A 17,442-nucleotide genomic window follows, 5' to 3' on the forward strand; every position below is an offset into this window, starting at 1 on the left:
TCCCGGAAATTGCCGGAAGGGTCGGTCCTTCCGGCATGGCTCTGGAGCTGACGCGTGTCCCGGCAGGCATGTACCTGCCGGGAATTCACGCCTAGGAAAGCCGCGTGCCTGACAACCGACAATCCGCAGACGCCCGGTCGCCGTCCTCGCAGTTCGAGGGGCTGATCGAGGTCCTGCCTGCCGTTTCGCGACTGGCGCTGGCCTATGCGCCTGGGCCCGCGCGCGTGCCGACGCTTGCGCTGCTTTCGCTCGATGCCCGGCTCGCCGGTTTGCTGCGGCACTCGCGCGAGCCCATGCTTGCGCAGCTGCGATTGTCGTGGTGGCGAGAATCGCTTGGGCGCGATCAGGATGAATGGCCGGAAGGCGAACCTCTTCTGGCTGCCTTGCGCAGCTGGAACGGCCGGCACAAGGCGCTGACCGCGCTCGTCGACGGATGGGAAGCGCTGACCGGACCTGCGCCGCTGTCGGCCGACGCACTTCAGGTCATGGCGCAGGGACGCGCGGAGGCCTTCGCCGCGCTGGCCCATGCCTTGGGCCGGAAAGGCGAGGCGGAGGCTGCCTATCGCCTGGGGCATCAATGGGGGCTTGCCGACCTTTCCATGCGGCTTGCCAACGAACAGGAACGCACGACAGCCGCGTCGCTCGCAGCAGCCCGAGGCGCGGGTTCCATGCGCGTATCGCGCCAGTTGCGACCGTTGCTGGTGCTTCACGGGCTGGCTCACCGCCGGATGGAGAAGGGGGCTGACGCCGCAGCCATTTCGCCCGCGGCCATGCTCAAGGCCTTGCGGCTCGGCCTGCTGGGTTTCTGATACGGCCGGATGCCGATGAAGGATATGTAATTTCAGCTACCCGCTGCGCGCCCTATTCTGGTGCGCGCAAGGGGGACCCGTATGAATCGCTTCCTGCTCGGAGGCCTCGCCGTTCTCGCGCTGTTCGCAATTGCCCTATTCTGGCTCCAGGGTCGGGCTCAGGTGGAAGCGGGAGCGCCACCGCCCGACGGGCTTGCGTCCTTTGATCCGGAGGATTTGCCGAGCGCCGCCATCGATGACGTGGTTGGCCCGACGCCCCCCGAAGCCACCGACCTCACGCGCGAACAGCGCCGCTTCGGTCGCTACGATCGGGATAGCGACGGAAGGATTACCCGGAACGAGATGCTCTCCACCCGCACTGCGGCCTTCCGCAAGCTCGACCAGGACGGCAACAACCTCCTGACGTTCGAGGAATGGGCGGTGACGACAGTCGACAAGTTCGAGCATGCTGACGTCAATCACGACGACTGGCTTACGCCGGAGGAGTTCGGTCGCACCGCTCCGCCGCGCACCGGGCCGAAGCCCAGGTGCAGTTGCTGATCAGGCTGCGGGTGCCAGCCCGTTGATCCACGGCACGATGTCCTCTTTCGCGCGCGCGGTATAGGCTTCCTTGCGCTGCTTCTTCTTCACGTCGTGCAGCGGCGGGAATAGGCCGAAGTTCACGTTCATCGGCTGATAGCTTTCGGCCTCGGCATCGCCGGTGATGTGCGAGAGCAGGGCGCCCATGGCCGTTGTCCGGGGCGGCGCCTGCCATTCGCGGCCCGCGAGTTCAGCGGCGGTCATCAGGCCCGTCATCAGGCCGACCGCAGAGCTTTCGACATAGCCCTCGCAGCCCGTGATCTGGCCGGCGAAGCGCACGTGCGACGCGCTCTTGAGACGCATCTGGCGATCGAGCAGGACCGGGGAGTTGAGGAACGTGTTGCGGTGCAGGCCGCCGAGGCGGGCGAATTCAGCCTTTTCCAGCCCCGGAATGGTGCGGAACAGGCGGACCTGCTCGGCGTGCTTGAGCTTGGTCTGGAAGCCGACCATGTTCCACAGCGTGCCGAGCTTGTTGTCCTGTCGCAGCTGCACCACCGCATAGGGCCAGCGGCCGTTGGGGTGTTCGGGCGTCGCCCAGTGCGGATTGTCCAGTCCGACCGGCTTCATCGGCCCGAAGCGCAGTGTATCGAGGCCGCGTTCGGCCATGACCTCGATGGGCATGCAGCCGTCGAAATAGGGCGTGCTGGCTTCCCACTCCTTGAACGCGGTCTTCTCGCCTTCGATCAGGCCCCGGTGAAAGGCTAGGTACTGCTCCTTGTTCATTGGGCAGTTGATGTAGTCCTTGGTCTCACCTTTATCCCAGCGCGAGGCCATCCAGCACACGTCCATGTCGATCGTCTCGCGATAGACGATCGGCGCGATGGCATCGAAGAACGCCAGGCTGTCCGCACCCGTTGCCTGGCCGATCGATCCGGCCAAGGCCTCGGCCGTGAGCGGGCCTGTTGCGACGATGGTCAGGCCGCTCTCGGGCAGCGTATCGATCCGCTCGCGCACGATGGTGAGGTTGGGCAGCTCGGAGAGTCGGGCCTCGACCTCTGCGGAAAACACGTCGCGGTCTACGGCGAGGGCCGATCCGGCGGGCACCTGCGCCTTGGCGGCAGCCGCCATGATCAACGAATCGCACTGGCGCATTTCGTGATGGAGCAGGCCGACGGCGTTCTTCTCGTCATCGTCGGAACGGAAGGAATTCGAGCAGACCAGTTCAGCAAGGCCATCGGTCTGGTGGGCAGGGCTGCGCTCTCCGGTGCCGCGCATTTCCGAGAGGCGCACCTTGAAGCCCCGGCGCGCAAGCTGCCATGCGGCTTCGCTGCCGGCCAGCCCGCCGCCGATGATGTGGACGTCGTATGTCATGGTGCGGCGCCTTAGCGGCTTGTCACTTGTTCCGTCGAGGCCAAGTTGACAAAGAAGGGCGGCGAAAGACGGGGAGGAAGGCATGATCGGGCATCTCAAGCGTCGAACCGTGGGCATGGCTGCGCTGCTCTTGCTGTTGCCGTCGTGTGCCGGAACGCAAGTATCGCACCCGGAACCGGCCACGCCGCCTGACAGCTATTCTGCTCGGGACGTGCGCGAAGATCTGGACATGCTCTACAGAACGTTGGGGGAGGCCCAGTACGATCCTTATGCCCGGGTAACGAAGGTGGCCTACGAGCAGCATTTCGAACAGCTTCGCCATGAGATTACAGGGCCGATGAAAAAGCCGCAGGCCCATCTCCTGTTCCAGAAACTGCTGGCCTTCGGGCGTATCGCCCATGCGCATACCGAGGCGCCGTTGATCGATGCCCTGGACGCCGTGCGCGCAGGAGAGCCGGTCTTCCCGCTGGACGTCGTCTATCGCGATGGAAAGGCGGTGCTCGCAAACTGGCCCGACGCAACCGACACCCTCCCGCCCGGATCCCGATTGCTGGCGTTTGATGGACAGGACATGGCAAGCATCGACGCGCAACTTCGGAACTTCGTTTCCGCGGACACGGACGATCTGCTGCACGCACAACTGGTCAAGGGTTTTCCGATCTACCTTGCCCTGCTGTTTCCCGGTCACACGTCCCTTGAGGTGCGCGCGGTCCGTCCCGATGGGCAAGAGGTCACCCATGAGATTCGCGCAATCGCGTTCTCCGAAATCGGGACGCTGCGCAAAAGTCGGCCAGTGCCCAGGCTTGCTACCGATTTCGGGAGCCGCGAATTCCGTATCGACGACGGCATCGGCTATCTGCGTCCGGGGCCCTTCTCCAACCTTCCGGGCGAGAAGGCCGAGGATTCGGCAGGGTACGAACCGGCGCCGTTCGTGGCCTTTCTCGACAAGGCATTCGCGACATTCGAGGCGGCCGGGGTAAAGGACCTCCTGATAGACTTGCGCGGCAATCCCGGCGGCGACAACAGCTTTTCCGATCCCATGATCGCCCGCTTCGCCTACCGCCCGTTCCGGTTTGCCTCGCGCTTCAGCCTTCGCGCCAGCGCCGCCACGAAAGCGCGTTACGCAAAAGGGACGTATGAGCAGGGCACGTTGCTGGCGGCGATGGTGGAAAAGGAGGCGTCCACTCCCAACGGCACTCGCTACGACTTCGAACTGCCCTTCGTTGAACCTGTCGAGGAAGGTCGTTTCGACGGGAAGGTCTGGGCGCTGATCGACCGGCAGAGCTACAGCAACGCCGTTTCCGTGGCCGCCATTCTCAAGGACTACGGCTTCGCGACGCCGCTGGGGGAGGCGACCGCCGACCTTGCAACCACCTATGGATCGGTCGAGCACTTCTCGCTGCCGCACAGCAAGGTGCAGGTTGCCTATCCCAAGAGCTATATCGTCCGTCCCAATGGCGACGAGACGGTCCACGGCGTTCAGCCGGACATAGCGCTTGCGCCGCAGCCGATCGGCGAATCACGCGATGTGGTGCTGGAGCAGGCCTACGCAGCGATCGGCAAGCGCTGATCCTTGCGGGAGGCTGTCAAGGGTGGGGGAGAATGACCTGCCCGTCAGCGTTGCGCTCCACCGGTGCATGGGCCGGCACCGCCGTCAGCGGCAGGTCGGCATAGACATGCGGGAACAGGGCCCCGCCGCGTGACACTTCCCATTTCACGGCATCGCCCAGCACGGTCAGATCGACGACCGCGATATGCAGATCGTCCTGTCCCGCAAAGTGCTTGTCCAGTGTCCCTTGAACTTGTCCTGCGGTGGACAAGTGGATGTAGCCGTCAGCAAGGTCCACCGGAGCGCCGGTGAAAATCCCGGCGGCGAGCAACTGCTGGAGTTGCTCGCCGGTCAGGATCTTGTAGGCGACGGTCTCGTCAGCGCTCACGCTTCACCTTCGGGTGCCTCGGGCGCTTCTGGCGTCTCTGCGGCCGGAGCCTCGGATTCGGCACCTTCGGCCTCTTCCGCTTCCGCCTCTTCGTCGAGGCGAACGGCGCTCACCACGTGTTCGCCCTCGGAGACGTTGAACAGGCGCACGCCGGCCGAACCGCGACCGATCACGCGCAGCGTTTCGAGCGGCAGACGGATCAGCTTGGCCTGATCGGTGACGAGCATGAGCTGCTCGGCCTGCGTGGCCGGGAAGCTGGCGACAACCGGGCCGTTGCGGCCGATGTTGTCGATATTGGTGATGCCCTGGCCGCCGCGGCCGGTGCGGCGGTACTCGTAAGCCGAGGACATTTTGCCATAGCCGTTGGCGCAGACGGTGAGGATGAACTGCTCGCGTTCGACCAGTTCGGCCATGCGTTCGGGGGTGAGCGAAGGCTCGCCTTCCTTCTCACCCTTCCATGGCGCGAACTTGAGGTAGGCCTCGCGCTCTTCCGCCGTGGTGCCAACGCGGTGCAGGATCGAAAGCGAGATGACCTCGTCCATTTCGCCTTTGTCATTGGCCTTCAGGTTCATACCGCGCACGCCGGTGGAAGTGCGACTGGTGAATTCGCGCACGTCGTCACCGGCGAAGCGGATCGCCTTGCCCTGGCGGCTCGCCAGAAGCACGTCGTCGGTCGCTTCCAGAAGAGCCACGCCGATCAGCCTGTCGTCGGACCCTTCGTCGAACTTCATCGCGAATTTGCCGTTGGACGGGATGTTGGCGAAGGCGTCCATGGCGTTGCGGCGCACATTGCCCTTGGCCGTGGCGAACACGACCGACAGCGAACTCCACTCGGCCTCGTCCTCGGGCAGCGCGAGCACGGTCTGGATCGTCTCGTCCTTGTCCAGCGCGGGCAGGAGGTTGACGATCGGGCGGCCGCGCGTGGTCGGGCCGCCTTCGGGCAGCTTGTAGACCTTGAGACGATAGACCTTGCCGGCGGTCGAGAAGAACAGCACCGGATTGTGCGTGGAGGTGACGAACATCGTCGTCACGGCATCCTCTTCCTTCGTCGCCATGCCGGCGCGGCCCTTGCCGCCACGGGCCTGCGCGCGGAAGGTGGAGAGGGCGGTGCGCTTGATGTAGCCGTCCATGGTGACGGTCACCACCATGTCCTCGCGCTCGATCAGGTCTTCGTCCTCGATCCCGTCGAAGGCTGCGGTGATCTCGGAGACACGCGGCGTCGCATAGGCATCGCGGACCGCCTGCAGTTCTTCGCGCATGACGGCGTAGAGCTTCACGCGGTCGGCCAGGATCGCGAGGTATTCCTCGATGGCGATCGCCAGTTCCTTGAGCTCGTCGCCGATCTCGTCGCGGCCGAGCGCGGTCAGACGGTGCAGGCGCAGGTCGAGGATGGCCTTCACCTGCGCTTCGGACAACCGGTAGACACCGCCCGATTCCTCGGCGGTCGGCTCGATCGCCTCGACCAGACGGATATAGGGCGCGATTTCGCCAATCGGCCATTCCTTGCCCAGCAGCTTGGCGCGGGCATCGGCGGGATTTGACGAGCCGCGGATCATCGCCACGACTTCGTCGAGGTTCGACACCGCAACGACGAGGCCGAGCAAGATATGCGCCCGGTCACGCGCCTTGTTCAGTTCGAACTTGGTGCGGCGGGTGATGACCTGCTCGCGGAACTGGATGAAGGACTGGATGATGTCCCTCAGCGCCATGATTTCCGGCCGGCCGCCCCGGATCGCCAGCATGTTGGCGGCGAAGTTCGATTGCGCGGGCGTGTTGCGCCAGAGCTGGTTGAGCACGACTTCGGGCGAGGCATCGCGTTTGAGGTCGATGACCACGCGCACGCCTTCGCGGTTGGATTCATCGCGGATGTCCGAGACGCCCTCGATCCGCTTGTCCTTGGCGGCTTCGGCGATCTTCTCGACAAGGCCGGACTTGCCGACCTGGAAGGGGATCGAGGTCAGCACGATCGAGCGGCGATCGCCCCGGCCTTCCTCGATCTCGTGGCGGCAGCGCTGCACAATCGAGCCGCGTCCGGTCGTATAGGCCGAGCGCGCGCCGCTGGAGCCGAGGATCAGCGGGGCGGTCGGGAAGTCCGGCCCCGGAATGATCTCGAACAGTTCCTCCGAGGTGATCCCCGGATTTTCCATCATCGCGAAGCAGCCGTCGATCACTTCGCCCAGGTTGTGTGGCGGAATGTTCGTGGCCATGCCGACGGCGATGCCGCCCGCGCCATTGACCAGCAGGTTCGGATAGCGGGCCGGTAGGACCGAAGGTTCCGAACGCGAGCCATCGTAGTTGTCGACGAAATCGACGGTATCCTTGTCGAGATCGTCCAGCAGCGAATTGGCGACCTTGGCCAGGCGCGCCTCGGTGTAACGCATCGAGGCTGGCGGGTCGGGGTCCATCGAGCCGAAGTTGCCCTGGCCATCGACCAGCGGCAGTCGCATCGACCAGTCCTGCGTCATGCGCGCCAGGGCATCGTAGATCGCGGCGTCACCATGCGGGTGGTAGTTACCCATGACGTCGCCGACGATCTTCGCCGACTTGCGGTAAGGCCGTCCGGCGACGAAGCCGCCTTCCTGGCTGGCAAAGAGAATGCGGCGGTGAACGGGCTTGAGGCCGTCGCGCACATCGGGGAGTGCGCGGGACACGATCACGCTCATCGCGTAATCGAGGTAGCTCGTCTTCATCTCGTCGACGATGTCGACGCGGGCGTACTCGCCTTCTGGGCCGGTGTGCTCGTTGTTGTTGGTTTCGTCGCTCACGCGGTTCTATCGCTGATTGTTGTAAGAAAAGGTCGGTGAACCGCCCTAGGACAAGCGCCATGGGAATGCCACCTGAAGCGCATCGACAGGGCTGAAACGCCGCGCGTTTTCCACACATATGGGTCGCTGGCGAAAATCTGCGGGGGCACGGCGCGATGCGGAACCTTAATGGCTGAGCCGAATTGCATTCAATCAGCGTTCAGTGGCATGAAACTATCCCGAGCCCGAGGTTGCAAAAAGGCTGTTTGACCGCCACTAACCGCGCCGAACCGTTTTTTGGACTCCCTCTTTCGGGTTAGGGAGTCGTCCGACTTGAGAGGAGTTGCCGTTGATGGCTCGTAAGTTCCTGGGTTCCCGTATTGCTCTTGCAATTGCTCTGTCGAGCGGGCTGGCCGTTGCGGTGGCTCCGCCGGCTATGGCCAAGAAGAAGGAAAAGGCGGCTGCTCCCCAATTCTCGGATGAGTTCCGCAAGGCTGCCGCGCCTATCGAAAAGGCAATGACGGACGCCACGAAGAAGCTTCCCGCCGGCGCCGGTCCGAACGAATATGCGGCGGCCCAGGCAGAGATCGACGCCGCGCTTGGCGGTGACGGCAAGGCCGCCTTCGAGGCCGCCGTGCCGGCCGCGACGACGCCCGACGACAAGCACGCGCTGGGTTCGTTCATGCGCAACTATGGCATTCTCGCCAAGGATCTCGCCTTCAAGCAGAAGGGCAACCTGTTGATGCTCGAGAGCGGCAAGCTGTCGCCGGAGTCGGTTGGGGCGATCAATTTCGATTCGGGCGTGACCGCGTATCAGCTCAAGGACTGGGCCAATGCGGCCAAGTATCTCAGGGCGGCCAAGGCAGTCGGCTATCAGGATCCGAATAACCAGCTCGATATGATCCTGGTCGATGCCTACAAGCGCAGCGGCAATACCGAAGCCGTTCTCCAGATGGCGGACGAGGAAATCGCGGCGGCGCAGGCCAGCGGCACGGCGCCCAGCGAAACCACGCTGCGCAATGCCCTGCAGCAGACCTACAGTGCCAAGCAGGTTGGTCCCTCGGCCAAGTATGCATCCCTGCTGGGTCGGTACTATCCGGCGGCCTGGGGTGTGGCGATCTCGGTCGTGGGACAGATCGCGGCCCTGCCGCGTGAGCAGGACATCGACCTGATGCGCCTGAAGTACCTGACCAAGTCGATGACCGAGAAGGCGGACTATTTCACCTACCTCGAAGACGTCGATCCGCGCGCCTATCCGGGCGAAGCGCTGAAGATCATCAACGACGGCCTTGCCAAGGGCGTTCTCACCGAGAGGGAGATCGAGGCCGACAAGACGAACACCTCGTCGCGCGTCGCGCAGGACAAGGCTTCGCTTCCCTCCGTTGCCAGCGATGCCAACAAGGCGGGCGCCAAGGTCGGCGTCGTGGTCGGTGCCGGCGACGTGTTCCTCAGCTACGATCAGCCTGCCCAGGCGGAGACATTCTACGCCAAGGCGCTCGGCATGCCGGGTGTCGATGTAGACAAGGCGACCCTGCGTCTGGCCATGGCTCAGGCGTTGCAGGGCAAGTACACCGAAGCCGAAGCCAACTTCGCGAAAGTGAAGGGCTCGCGCATTCCGGTTGCGCAGATGTGGACCGGCTATGTCCAGAGCAAGGCCGCCCCGGTGGCTGCCGCGGCGCCGGCGAACTGATCGCGGTCGCCGTCAGGCGAACGTGAAAAAGGGCGGCGGGACATCCCGTCGCCCTTTTTGTTTGACCTGCCGGGACAGGGCTTGTCCGACGGTGGACAGCGGCTCTGTCCTCAGGTCACCGGATCGAAGGTTCCGGTCTTGTCGTCCATCAGGTGGAGGACGCCGTCCGCGATCGCGAAGAACGCGCCGCGCAGGCGCAGATCGCCATCGCGCACTTTCCGGCGGATGCAGGGGAAAGTCATCAGGTTGTCGAGGCTGACCTTGACCGCGGCCTGTTCCATTTGACGCTCGGCGGGGCGTCCCTTGGTGCCGAATTTCGCTGCGACAGGTTCGCGCGCTTCGTCGAGCAGGGCGATCCAGTCGGCGATGAACCCGCCTTCGCCGGGTTCGGTGCCATGCAGCTCCTGGGTCAGGGCCGCCTTGCAGCCGCCGCACATGCCGTGGCCCATGACCACGATCTCTTTCACCTGAAGCACCTGCACGGCGAATTCCAGCGCGGCCGAGACGCCGTGGTGGCCGGGTGTCGTCTCGAACGGAGGTACCAGCGCGGCGACATTGCGCACGACGAAGATCTCTCCCGGGTCGACGTCGAAGATCTGGGTCGGATCGACGCGGCTGTCGGAACAGGCGATGATCATTACCTCCGGTTGCTGGCCTTCGCGCAGGCGGGCCCAGCGTTCGCGGTGCGGAGTCCAGCCGGTGTCACGAAAACGGCGGTAGCCATCAAGGAGATTGCCGAGGGCGTTGTTGCTGGATTCGGTCTCGGATGGGGGCATTGGGGAGCTCCTTGGATATTCGAGATTGCCTTACTCGGGATATTCGCTCTGGCAAGGGCGCGAGCATATGACTATCTGGGCCCCATGAACGATCTTTCGACTGCACCGAACCCGGCTCCCAATCCGGAAAGACAGCGCAAGCCCGACTGGATCCGGGTGAAGGCACCGACCACCAAGGGCTATGGCGAGACGCGCAAGCTGATGCGCGATCTCAAGCTGAACACCGTTTGCGAGGAGGCAGCCTGTCCGAACATCGGCGAGTGCTGGACCAAGAAGCACGCGACGGTGATGATCCTTGGCGATACCTGCACTCGCGCCTGCGCTTTTTGCAACGTCAAGACCGGCATGCCCGGCCGTGTCGACGCGGAAGAGCCCGCCCACGTTGCCGAAGCAGCAGCGAAGATGGGGCTGGAGCACATCGTCATCACCTCGGTCGATCGCGACGATCTGCCCGACGGTGGCGCCAGCCAGTTCGTCAAGGTGATCGAGGAACTGCGTCGCACCACGCCTTCGACCACGATCGAGATTCTCACGCCCGACTTCCGCGGCAAGATGCAGGCCGCGATCGAGGCGATCGTTGCGGCCCGCCCCGACGTCTACAATCACAACCTCGAGACGGTGCCCCGGCTGTACCCGACGATCCGCCCCGGCGCGCGCTATTACGCCTCGCTGCGGTTGCTTGAGGAAGTGAAGCGGCACGATCCCTCGATCTTCACCAAGTCGGGCATCATGCTGGGGCTGGGCGAGGAACGGCTCGAAGTCCATCAGGTGATGGACGACATGCGCTGTGCCGACATCGATTTCCTGACCATGGGACAGTACCTGCGACCCACGCCGAAGCACACCGAGGTCAAGGAATTCGTGACGCCGCAGGCGTTCGACGCCTACGGGGCGATTGCGCGCGCCAAGGGCTTCCTGCAGGTGGCCTCCACGCCCCTGACGCGTTCGAGCTATCACGCCGGCGAGGATTTCGCGGAAATGCGCGCCGCGCGCGAAGCCAGGCTGGCGCGGGGACAGCGCTGATGTCCACCGGTGTACAGACGGGTGCCTGCGTGATCGCGCAAAAGGCCTGAACATGCCCGGAATCCATGAAGTCCACCGCTTGCCGTACAGCGCCGAGCAGATGTTCGACCTCGTTGCCGATGTTGGCCGCTACCAGGAATTCCTGCCCTGGGTGGTGGCAACACGGGTCAAGTCGGACGATGGCAGCGAAATGGTTGCCGACATGCTGGTCGGCTTCAAGGCGCTGCGCGAGAAGTTCACGTCGCGCGTCGAGAAGCGCCGTCCCGACGAGATCCGGGTCCATTACGTCGATGGGCCGATGCGCGACCTCGACAATCGCTGGACCTTCCACCCGGTGGACGAGACATCCTGCGACGTGGAATTCGACGTGCGCTTCTCGTTCCGCAACGCGCTGTTCGAAAAGCTAGCCGGACAATACTTCGACAAGGCTTTCCGCAAGATGGTAGCGGCGTTCGAGATCCGGGCGGCAGAGCTTTATGGCGCTCCCCAGACGCCGTGATTTCGCTGAAGTTACTTTTTGAAACGAATGATGGTTTCTCTTTGTAACTGCGGGCGGGGCTTGCGACTGCACTTGAGTTACGTTTAGTAATTTCAGTTACAAAATGTAACTCAATCTCTTTAGGGCATTGAAAACAAGCGATTCAACCTTCGCCCAGAAGCAACATCTCAAGCGCGAACAGCGCTGCCTGATGCCGGATTTCCGCGCGATTGGCGCCATCGATCAGCTTCTGTTCGGCGTTCACTTCCTCGTCGCCGCGGATCGCGAGTGCGAAGACGACGGTGCCGACAGGCTTCATTTCGGTTCCCCCGTCCGGCCCGGCAATGCCGCTGACAGCAACGGCCACATCGGCATTGCTGTTCTTCAGGGCACCTTGCGCCATGGCCCAGGCCGTGGCGGGAGAAACCGCCCCGAAGGCTTCGAGAATGTCGGACTGGACGCCGAGCAGCTCCTGTTTGGCCTCGTTGGAATAGGTCACGAATCCGCGGTCGAGCACGGCGGACGATCCGGGAATCTCGGTCAGCGCCGCGCACACGAGGCCGCCGGTGCAGCTTTCGGCCAGCGCAACCTTGCGGCCCGCGGCCGTGTTCTCGGCAATCACCCGCTCGGCGAGTTCGACCAGGTCCTGGGGGAAAAGCAACGTCTTGGCCATGTCTGTCCTTTGGGGATCAATCCTTGCACAGGGCGAACTTGCCCATCTTCGGCTCGGCGTTGCTCGCGACTTCCATGGTCAGTGCGATCAGGCCGGCGGTGTTCTCGGGCGGTAGCGGCGACAGCAGGTCTATCGCGAGGTCCAGCTTGTTGCAGGACTTGAGGGCGATCTGCTGCGAAACAAGCCCTTCGACGAAAATGTCCACGATCTGACGCATGCGGTCGTCGGGCAGGTTGCGCACCGTGTTCGCGGAAACATCGCCATCCGGGCCGAGCGTTTTCAGAAAGGCCGGCTTGGCCTGCGGCCAGTACTTGTCCTTCTGCCCGGCATAGCGTGCGGCCAGTTCGCCACCGTGTCGTCGCAGGAAGGCATTGGCGGGAAGCACCTGCGCGCAGCGGGCGGCCGTGCCGTTGATGGCCTGGGGCAGGGCATAGGTCAGCAGCGAGGTCGCCTCGGCATGCGTCAGGCAGACCGGCTGCGCGGCAGCCGCCACGCCGGGAGCGAAGGTGAGCACGAGAGCGATGGCACGGGCGAATCCCTTCTTGCGCATGATGCTAGGTCCTGATGAGGCTCACGGCTGCCTGTGCGGCAATTCCTTCGCGGCGACCGGTGAAGCCCAGTTTCTCGGTGGTCGTTGCCTTCACACTGATTGCCGCGATGTCAACGTCGAGAATCTCTGCAAGCCTGTTGCGCATGGCTTCGCGATGGGGGCCGATCTTCGGCGCCTCGCATACGATGGTCACATCGGCATTGCCAAGCGCATAGCCGGCTTCACGGACCAGTGTCCCGGCATGGGACAGGAACTGGTGCGAGGCGGCGCCCTTCCACTGCGGATCGCTGGGTGGAAAGTGTTGCCCGATATCGCCCGCGCCGATGGCGCCGAGCAGGGCATCGACCAGCGCATGGATGGCCACATCGGCATCGCTGTGTCCCGCCAGGCCATGGGTGTGCGCGATCTTCACGCCGCACAGCCACAGCTCCTCACCTTCGGACAACCGGTGGACATCGTAGCCTGTCCCGACGCGGACAGCGGGAAGGGGGGCTGCGAAGTCGGACGCGAAAGTCAGCTTGTGCAGGGCCTCGTCTCCTTCGGTCATGGCCACGTCCATGCCCCAGGCCTGCGCGACCTGGGCATCGTCGCCGGCGGTCGCGGCGCCGGCCCATTCGCGATGGGCCGCCAGAATATCGGTGAAATGAAATGCCTGCGGGGTCTGTACCCGCCGCAGGTCCTCGCGCTGGGCCTTGGCACCCATGACGTCGCCCCGATCGTCGCGATCGACGTGCGCGAGGCTGTCCACCACGGGCAGGACAGGGATCGCGCCCCGGTAATGGCGCAGCGTCGCCAGCAGACTTTCGATGACCGCGGGCGGGACGATGGGCCGTGCGGCATCATGAATGAGAACCAGATCCGGTGCCGTACCCGCCAGCAGTTCCAGGCCCAACCGGACCGATTCCTGCCTTGTCTCGCCACCGACGGTGAACTGTACGCCGGGAATGTCGCGCAGGGCTTCGCCTGCCAGGGCTTCCGCGCCGTCCGGGATGACCACCAGTATCGGTGAGATGCCGGCGCTGGCGAAAGCCTCGACCGAATGCCTGACCACCGGTTTACCACGCCATGTCGCAAACTGCTTGGGCAGAGGCTGTCCCGCCCGCAGACCCTGGCCAGCCGCGACGACCACGGCGGCGACGGTCGACAAGCCGAGCCCGTCCTGCGCCTGTTCTGATACGATACGCGTCATTGCTCCCGCCGGTAATCGCTTGCCGGAGCGAGGGCAATCCACTATGCGCTGCCTGTTTTTTAGGCAGTGCTGCACAAGATATGACCGAATTGCCCGTACCCCCGGCGTTGAAGCCCATCCATGTCGGTCCCGTGACGATCGACTGTCCGGTCGTGCTCGCGCCGATGACGGGGGTTTCGGACCTGCCATTTCGCAAGATGGTGCGCGGTTTCGGCTCGGGTCTCAACGTGACCGAGATGATCGCCAGCCCGGCCGCGATCCGCGAAACACGCGTGTCGCTTCAAAAGGCGATGTGGGACCAGATCGAGGATCCGGTTTCGATGCAGCTCGTTGGCTGCGAGCCCGAGCAGATGGCGGAGGCGGCGAAGCTCGTCGAGGATCGGGGCGCTGCCATCATCGACATCAACATGGGCTGCCCGGTGCGCAAGGTCGTCAACGGCGATGCCGGCTCGGCGCTGATGCGCGATGTCCCGCTGGCGACAAGGCTGATCGAGGCGACGGTCAAGGCCGTGAAAGTGCCGGTCACCGTCAAGATGCGCATGGGCTGGTGCCACGACAGTCTCAACGCCCCCGAACTCGCCCGCATCGCTGAGGATCTGGGCGCGCGCATGATCACCGTCCATGGCCGCACCCGCAACCAGATGTACAAGGGCGAGGCCGACTGGGGCTTTGTCCGCAAGGTCAAGGATGCAGTCTCGATTCCGGTCATCGTCAACGGTGACATCTGCGGCATAGACGATGCCGCCAGGGCGCTTGAGCAATCCGGCGCGGATGGCCTGATGATCGGGCGCGGCGCCTACGGCAAGCCGTGGATCCTCGCACAGGTCATGCGCTGGTGGCGTAGCGGCGGGCTGATGGCCGAGCCGGACTTCGGTGAGCAGTACGAAATCATCCGCGAGCATTACGAAGCCATGCTTTCGCATTATGGCCACGAAACCGGGGTGAAGATGGCCCGCAAGCATCTGGGCTGGTACGTCAAGGGTATCAGGGGATCGGCCGAGTTCCGCAACCGCGTGAATTTCATGGACGACGGCGGCGAAGTCCTGCGCGCGCTGGCCGAGTTCTATGCGCCCTACCGGTCCACCGGTGGACAGCTTCGGGCGGCATGAGCCTCGCGATCCGATCAGCCCTTCCGGAATCCAACCGGCTGCTTGCCAGCCTTCCGCACGCCGTCGTGCTGCTGGAGCCAGGACAGCTGATCGCTTCCGTCAACCCGGCCGCTGAGCAATTCTTCGGTCAATCGCTGCGCCGCCTCGTGGGCAGTCGTCTGGGTGATGTGCTGACGTTTCCCGACCAGCGCTTGCTTGAGCGGCTCAACGATTACGAAACGCCGGTATCGGCGCGCGAAGTCATGGTCACGCTCAAGGGCAAGGGCTTGCGGCGCATCGATATCAATATTGCGCCGGTGGCCGATACGACGGGCTGGCAGATTCTGACCATTCACGACAACAGTGCCACGGACGCGCTGGGCGATGATTCCGGCGGCGCGGATACCGCGGTACTGCGCGGTCCGGAGATCATGGCCCACGAGATCAAGAACCCGCTGGCCGGCATTCGCGGCGCGGCCCAGCTTCTCGCCCGCAAGGTCGATGAGCGGGACAAGGCCCTGACCGATCTGATTACGTCGGAAGTCGACCGCATCGCAGGGCTGATCGAGCGGATGCAGAAGCTGAGCGGACGCACGGCGCCGCCGGTCGAACCCTGCAACCTGCACGAATCCGCGCGCCGGGCGATCGACGTGATCAAGGCTGCCAGCGGCGAGGACGAAAACGGCGAAGGACGCCGCTACCGTATCATCGAGGAGTTCGACCCCTCGCTGCCGCCGATCCTGGGCAGTCCCGACGGTCTGGTGCAGGTGATCATAAACCTGCTGTCCAACGCGATCGAGGCGAGCCAGGAGGCAGAGGAACCGCGCGTGACGATCCGTACGCGTTTCGCCAGCGGCCTGCAGCTGCACACGACCGATTCCGGTGCGCCCCTGCGCCTGCCCGTCGAGTTGCGCGTCAGCGACAATGGTCCCGGTGTCGATCTGGCCATGCGCGATCACATCTTCGAGCCGTTCGTCACGTCCAAGAAATCGGGCCAGGGGCTGGGACTGCCGCTGGTGCGCAAGCTCGTGCGCGACATGAACGGCCGCATCACGCACGAGCGCGATGATGCAACGGGGCTGACGCACTTTCGCGTCCACCTGCCGCTCGCGCGTGAAATGAGCAGAAGGGAGCTGAGGAGGAAGCTGACACCATGAGCGTTCTGCTTGTCGAAGACGACATGTCCATCGCCATCGTCATCACCGCCGCGCTGGAGGACGAGGGTTTTTCGGTGGAGCATTGCCAGACGATTGCCGATCGCGACCGGCTGCTCAACGAGCGTTGCTTCCAGGCGCTGGTCACCGATGTGATGTTGCCGGATGGCGATGGAATCGAGACGATCGACAGGGTGAGGGCGCTTCACCCGGCCATGCCGATCATCATCCTGTCGGCGCAGAACACGCTCGATACCGCCGTGCGCGCGACCGACACCGGCGCCTTCGAGTATTTTCCCAAGCCTTTCGACATCGATGAACTTGCCCGCACGCTGCGCCAGGCCGTGGGGGCGGCGCAGGGCACCGCCGGGCGGGGCGACGAACCATTGGGCGACGGCTTGCCGCTGGTCGGGCGCAGTCCGGCCATGCAATCGGTCTTCCGCATGATCACGCGCGTCTTGCGCAACGACCTGACCGTGCTGATCCTGGGCGAATCGGGCACCGGCAAGGAGCTGGTAGCCGAGGCAATCCACCAGCTTGGCAACCGGAGGGAAGGGCCTTTCATCGCCGTCAACACTGCCGCCATTCCCGCCGAGCTGATCGAGAGCGAACTGTTCGGCCACGAGAAGGGTGCCTTCACCGGCGCGGTCGCGCGGCATGTCGGCAAGTTCGAGCAGGCGGCGGGCGGAACCCTGTTTCTCGACGAGATCGGCGACATGCCGATGCAGGCGCAGACCCGTCTTCTGCGCGCGCTGCAGTCGGGGACGGTGCGCCGCGTCGGCGGGCGTGAGGAAATCAAGCTCGACACGCGCATCATCGCCGCCACCAACAAGGACCTCGAGCCCGAGATCGCCGCCGGCCGTTTCCGCGAAGACCTGTACTACCGGCTCAATGTCGTGCCGATCCACATGCCGCCCTTGCGCGACCGCAGCGACGACATCGAGGTTCTGGCGCGCCACTTCCTCCAGCACGCCGCGAACGAGGGCCTGCCGCGCCGCCAGCTCACGCACGAGGCGGCCGCGCTGCTGGGACGCCAGCTCTGGCGGGGCAACGTGCGCGAGCTCAAGAACTTCGTGTATCGCATGGCGCTGCTGGCCCGCGAGGACGTGATCGACGTCGACAGCGTCCTGCCGCTCCTCGCGCAGGAGCCCGTCGGAACGGCGGGCGCCGCCCAGGTGGATGCGGGAGACATCGCCGGCGCCGTGTCGCACTGGCTGTCCGCCGAACGGCCTGCCAGCGGCACGATTTACGAGAACGCCCTTGCAGCGTTCGAACGTCCTCTGTTCGCCGAAGTTCTGAAGGAGACCGGGGGCAACCAGTTGCGCGCAGCCCAGGCACTGGGCATCAATCGCAATACCTTGCGCAAGCGCCTCAGCGAACTCGAACTCGACCCTGAGGAATTCGCTCGTCGATGATGTCGATGATTTCGTGGAATCGCTCT

Annotated in this window: 16 protein-coding genes; 9 read left to right on the forward strand and 7 right to left on the reverse strand. The window is 64.3% G+C overall.

The window, feature by feature from the left end; all coding sequences use genetic code 11:
• The first annotated feature begins 104 nt into the window (after positions 1-104).
• On the forward strand, positions 105-809 hold the full coding sequence (locus NZK81_RS08405; protein WP_260045666.1) for a hypothetical protein: 705 nt from the start codon (positions 105-107) through the stop codon (positions 807-809).
• Between the two features lie 81 nt (positions 810-890).
• Positions 891-1,349 carry an EF-hand domain-containing protein gene (locus NZK81_RS08410; protein WP_260045667.1) on the forward strand — a complete coding sequence of 153 codons (459 nt, stop codon included), beginning with the start codon at positions 891-893 and terminating at the stop codon, positions 1,347-1,349.
• Here the strand turns inward: NZK81_RS08410 and trmFO are convergent, their stop codons facing one another.
• On the reverse strand, positions 1,350-2,699 hold the full coding sequence (gene trmFO, locus NZK81_RS08415) for a methylenetetrahydrofolate--tRNA-(uracil(54)-C(5))-methyltransferase (FADH(2)-oxidizing) TrmFO (RefSeq protein WP_260045668.1): 1,350 nt from the start codon (positions 2,697-2,699) through the stop codon (positions 1,350-1,352).
• Between the two features lie 82 nt (positions 2,700-2,781).
• On the opposite strand from trmFO, the gene NZK81_RS08420 reads away from it, so the two are divergent.
• Complete coding sequence (locus NZK81_RS08420; RefSeq protein WP_260045669.1) at positions 2,782-4,269, forward strand: S41 family peptidase; 1,488 nt, start codon at positions 2,782-2,784, stop codon at positions 4,267-4,269.
• A 16-nt stretch (positions 4,270-4,285) separates the two neighbouring features.
• Here the strand turns inward: NZK81_RS08420 and NZK81_RS08425 are convergent, their stop codons facing one another.
• Entirely contained in the window at positions 4,286-4,636 is a 351-nt protein-coding gene (locus NZK81_RS08425; protein WP_260045670.1) for a DUF952 domain-containing protein, read from the reverse strand.
• Positions 4,633-7,401, reverse strand: coding sequence for a DNA gyrase subunit A (gene gyrA, locus NZK81_RS08430; protein WP_260045671.1), 2,769 nt, complete (start codon positions 7,399-7,401; stop codon positions 4,633-4,635). Before gyrA ends, NZK81_RS08425 begins: the two co-directional genes overlap by 4 nt.
• A 331-nt stretch (positions 7,402-7,732) precedes the next feature.
• Between gyrA and NZK81_RS08435 the strand changes: the two genes are divergently transcribed.
• Positions 7,733-9,070, forward strand: a complete 1,338-nt coding sequence (locus NZK81_RS08435) for a hypothetical protein (RefSeq protein ID WP_260045672.1) — start codon at positions 7,733-7,735, stop codon at positions 9,068-9,070.
• Between the two features lie 110 nt (positions 9,071-9,180).
• Here NZK81_RS08435 and NZK81_RS08440 read toward each other — a convergent pair whose 3' ends face one another.
• Entirely contained in the window at positions 9,181-9,846 is a 666-nt protein-coding gene (locus tag NZK81_RS08440; protein ID WP_260045673.1) for a carbonic anhydrase, read from the reverse strand.
• A gap of 84 nt (positions 9,847-9,930) precedes the next feature.
• Here NZK81_RS08440 and lipA point away from each other — a divergent pair, with 84 nt between their 5' ends.
• Positions 9,931-10,869: a lipoyl synthase gene (gene lipA, locus NZK81_RS08445; protein WP_260045674.1), complete on the forward strand. Its 939-nt coding sequence runs from the start codon at positions 9,931-9,933 to the stop codon at positions 10,867-10,869.
• 52 nt (positions 10,870-10,921) lie between these two features.
• Positions 10,922-11,368: a type II toxin-antitoxin system RatA family toxin gene (locus tag NZK81_RS08450; RefSeq protein WP_260045675.1), complete on the forward strand. Its 447-nt coding sequence runs from the start codon at positions 10,922-10,924 to the stop codon at positions 11,366-11,368.
• Between the two features lie 142 nt (positions 11,369-11,510).
• On the opposite strand, the gene NZK81_RS08455 is transcribed toward NZK81_RS08450, so the two are convergent.
• Genes NZK81_RS08455 through NZK81_RS08465 form a run of 3 tightly spaced genes read right to left on the reverse strand, consistent with a single transcriptional unit; the run spans position 11,511 to position 13,759 of the window.
• Complete coding sequence (locus NZK81_RS08455; protein WP_260045676.1) at positions 11,511-12,020, reverse strand: CinA family protein; 510 nt, start codon at positions 12,018-12,020, stop codon at positions 11,511-11,513.
• Between the two features lie 16 nt (positions 12,021-12,036).
• Positions 12,037-12,570, reverse strand: coding sequence for a hypothetical protein (locus NZK81_RS08460; RefSeq protein ID WP_260045677.1), 534 nt, complete (start codon positions 12,568-12,570; stop codon positions 12,037-12,039).
• Positions 12,571-12,574: 4 nt separating this feature from the next.
• Entirely contained in the window at positions 12,575-13,759 is a 1,185-nt protein-coding gene (locus tag NZK81_RS08465) for a bifunctional 2-C-methyl-D-erythritol 4-phosphate cytidylyltransferase/2-C-methyl-D-erythritol 2,4-cyclodiphosphate synthase (protein WP_260045678.1), read from the reverse strand.
• A gap of 80 nt (positions 13,760-13,839) precedes the next feature.
• On the opposite strand from NZK81_RS08465, the gene dusB reads away from it, so the two are divergent.
• The 3 genes from dusB to NZK81_RS08480 are packed head-to-tail and all read left to right on the forward strand — an operon-like array spanning position 13,840 to position 17,416.
• Entirely contained in the window at positions 13,840-14,868 is a 1,029-nt protein-coding gene (dusB, locus tag NZK81_RS08470; RefSeq protein WP_260045679.1) for a tRNA dihydrouridine synthase DusB, read from the forward strand.
• The gene (locus NZK81_RS08475; protein ID WP_260045680.1) at positions 14,865-16,004 is read left to right on the forward strand and encodes a two-component system sensor histidine kinase NtrB; all 1,140 of its coding nucleotides are present in this window, start codon (positions 14,865-14,867) and stop codon (positions 16,002-16,004) included. The genes dusB and NZK81_RS08475 overlap by 4 nt, the downstream gene beginning before the upstream one ends.
• Complete coding sequence (locus NZK81_RS08480; RefSeq protein WP_260045681.1) at positions 16,001-17,416, forward strand: sigma-54-dependent transcriptional regulator; 1,416 nt, start codon at positions 16,001-16,003, stop codon at positions 17,414-17,416. The genes NZK81_RS08475 and NZK81_RS08480 overlap by 4 nt, the downstream gene beginning before the upstream one ends.
• The last annotated feature ends 26 nt before the right edge of the window (positions 17,417-17,442 follow it).

It is taken from the genome of Novosphingobium mangrovisedimenti, from assembly GCF_025153475.1.
GTDB classification, from domain to species: domain Bacteria; phylum Pseudomonadota; class Alphaproteobacteria; order Sphingomonadales; family Sphingomonadaceae; genus Novosphingobium; species Novosphingobium mangrovi_A.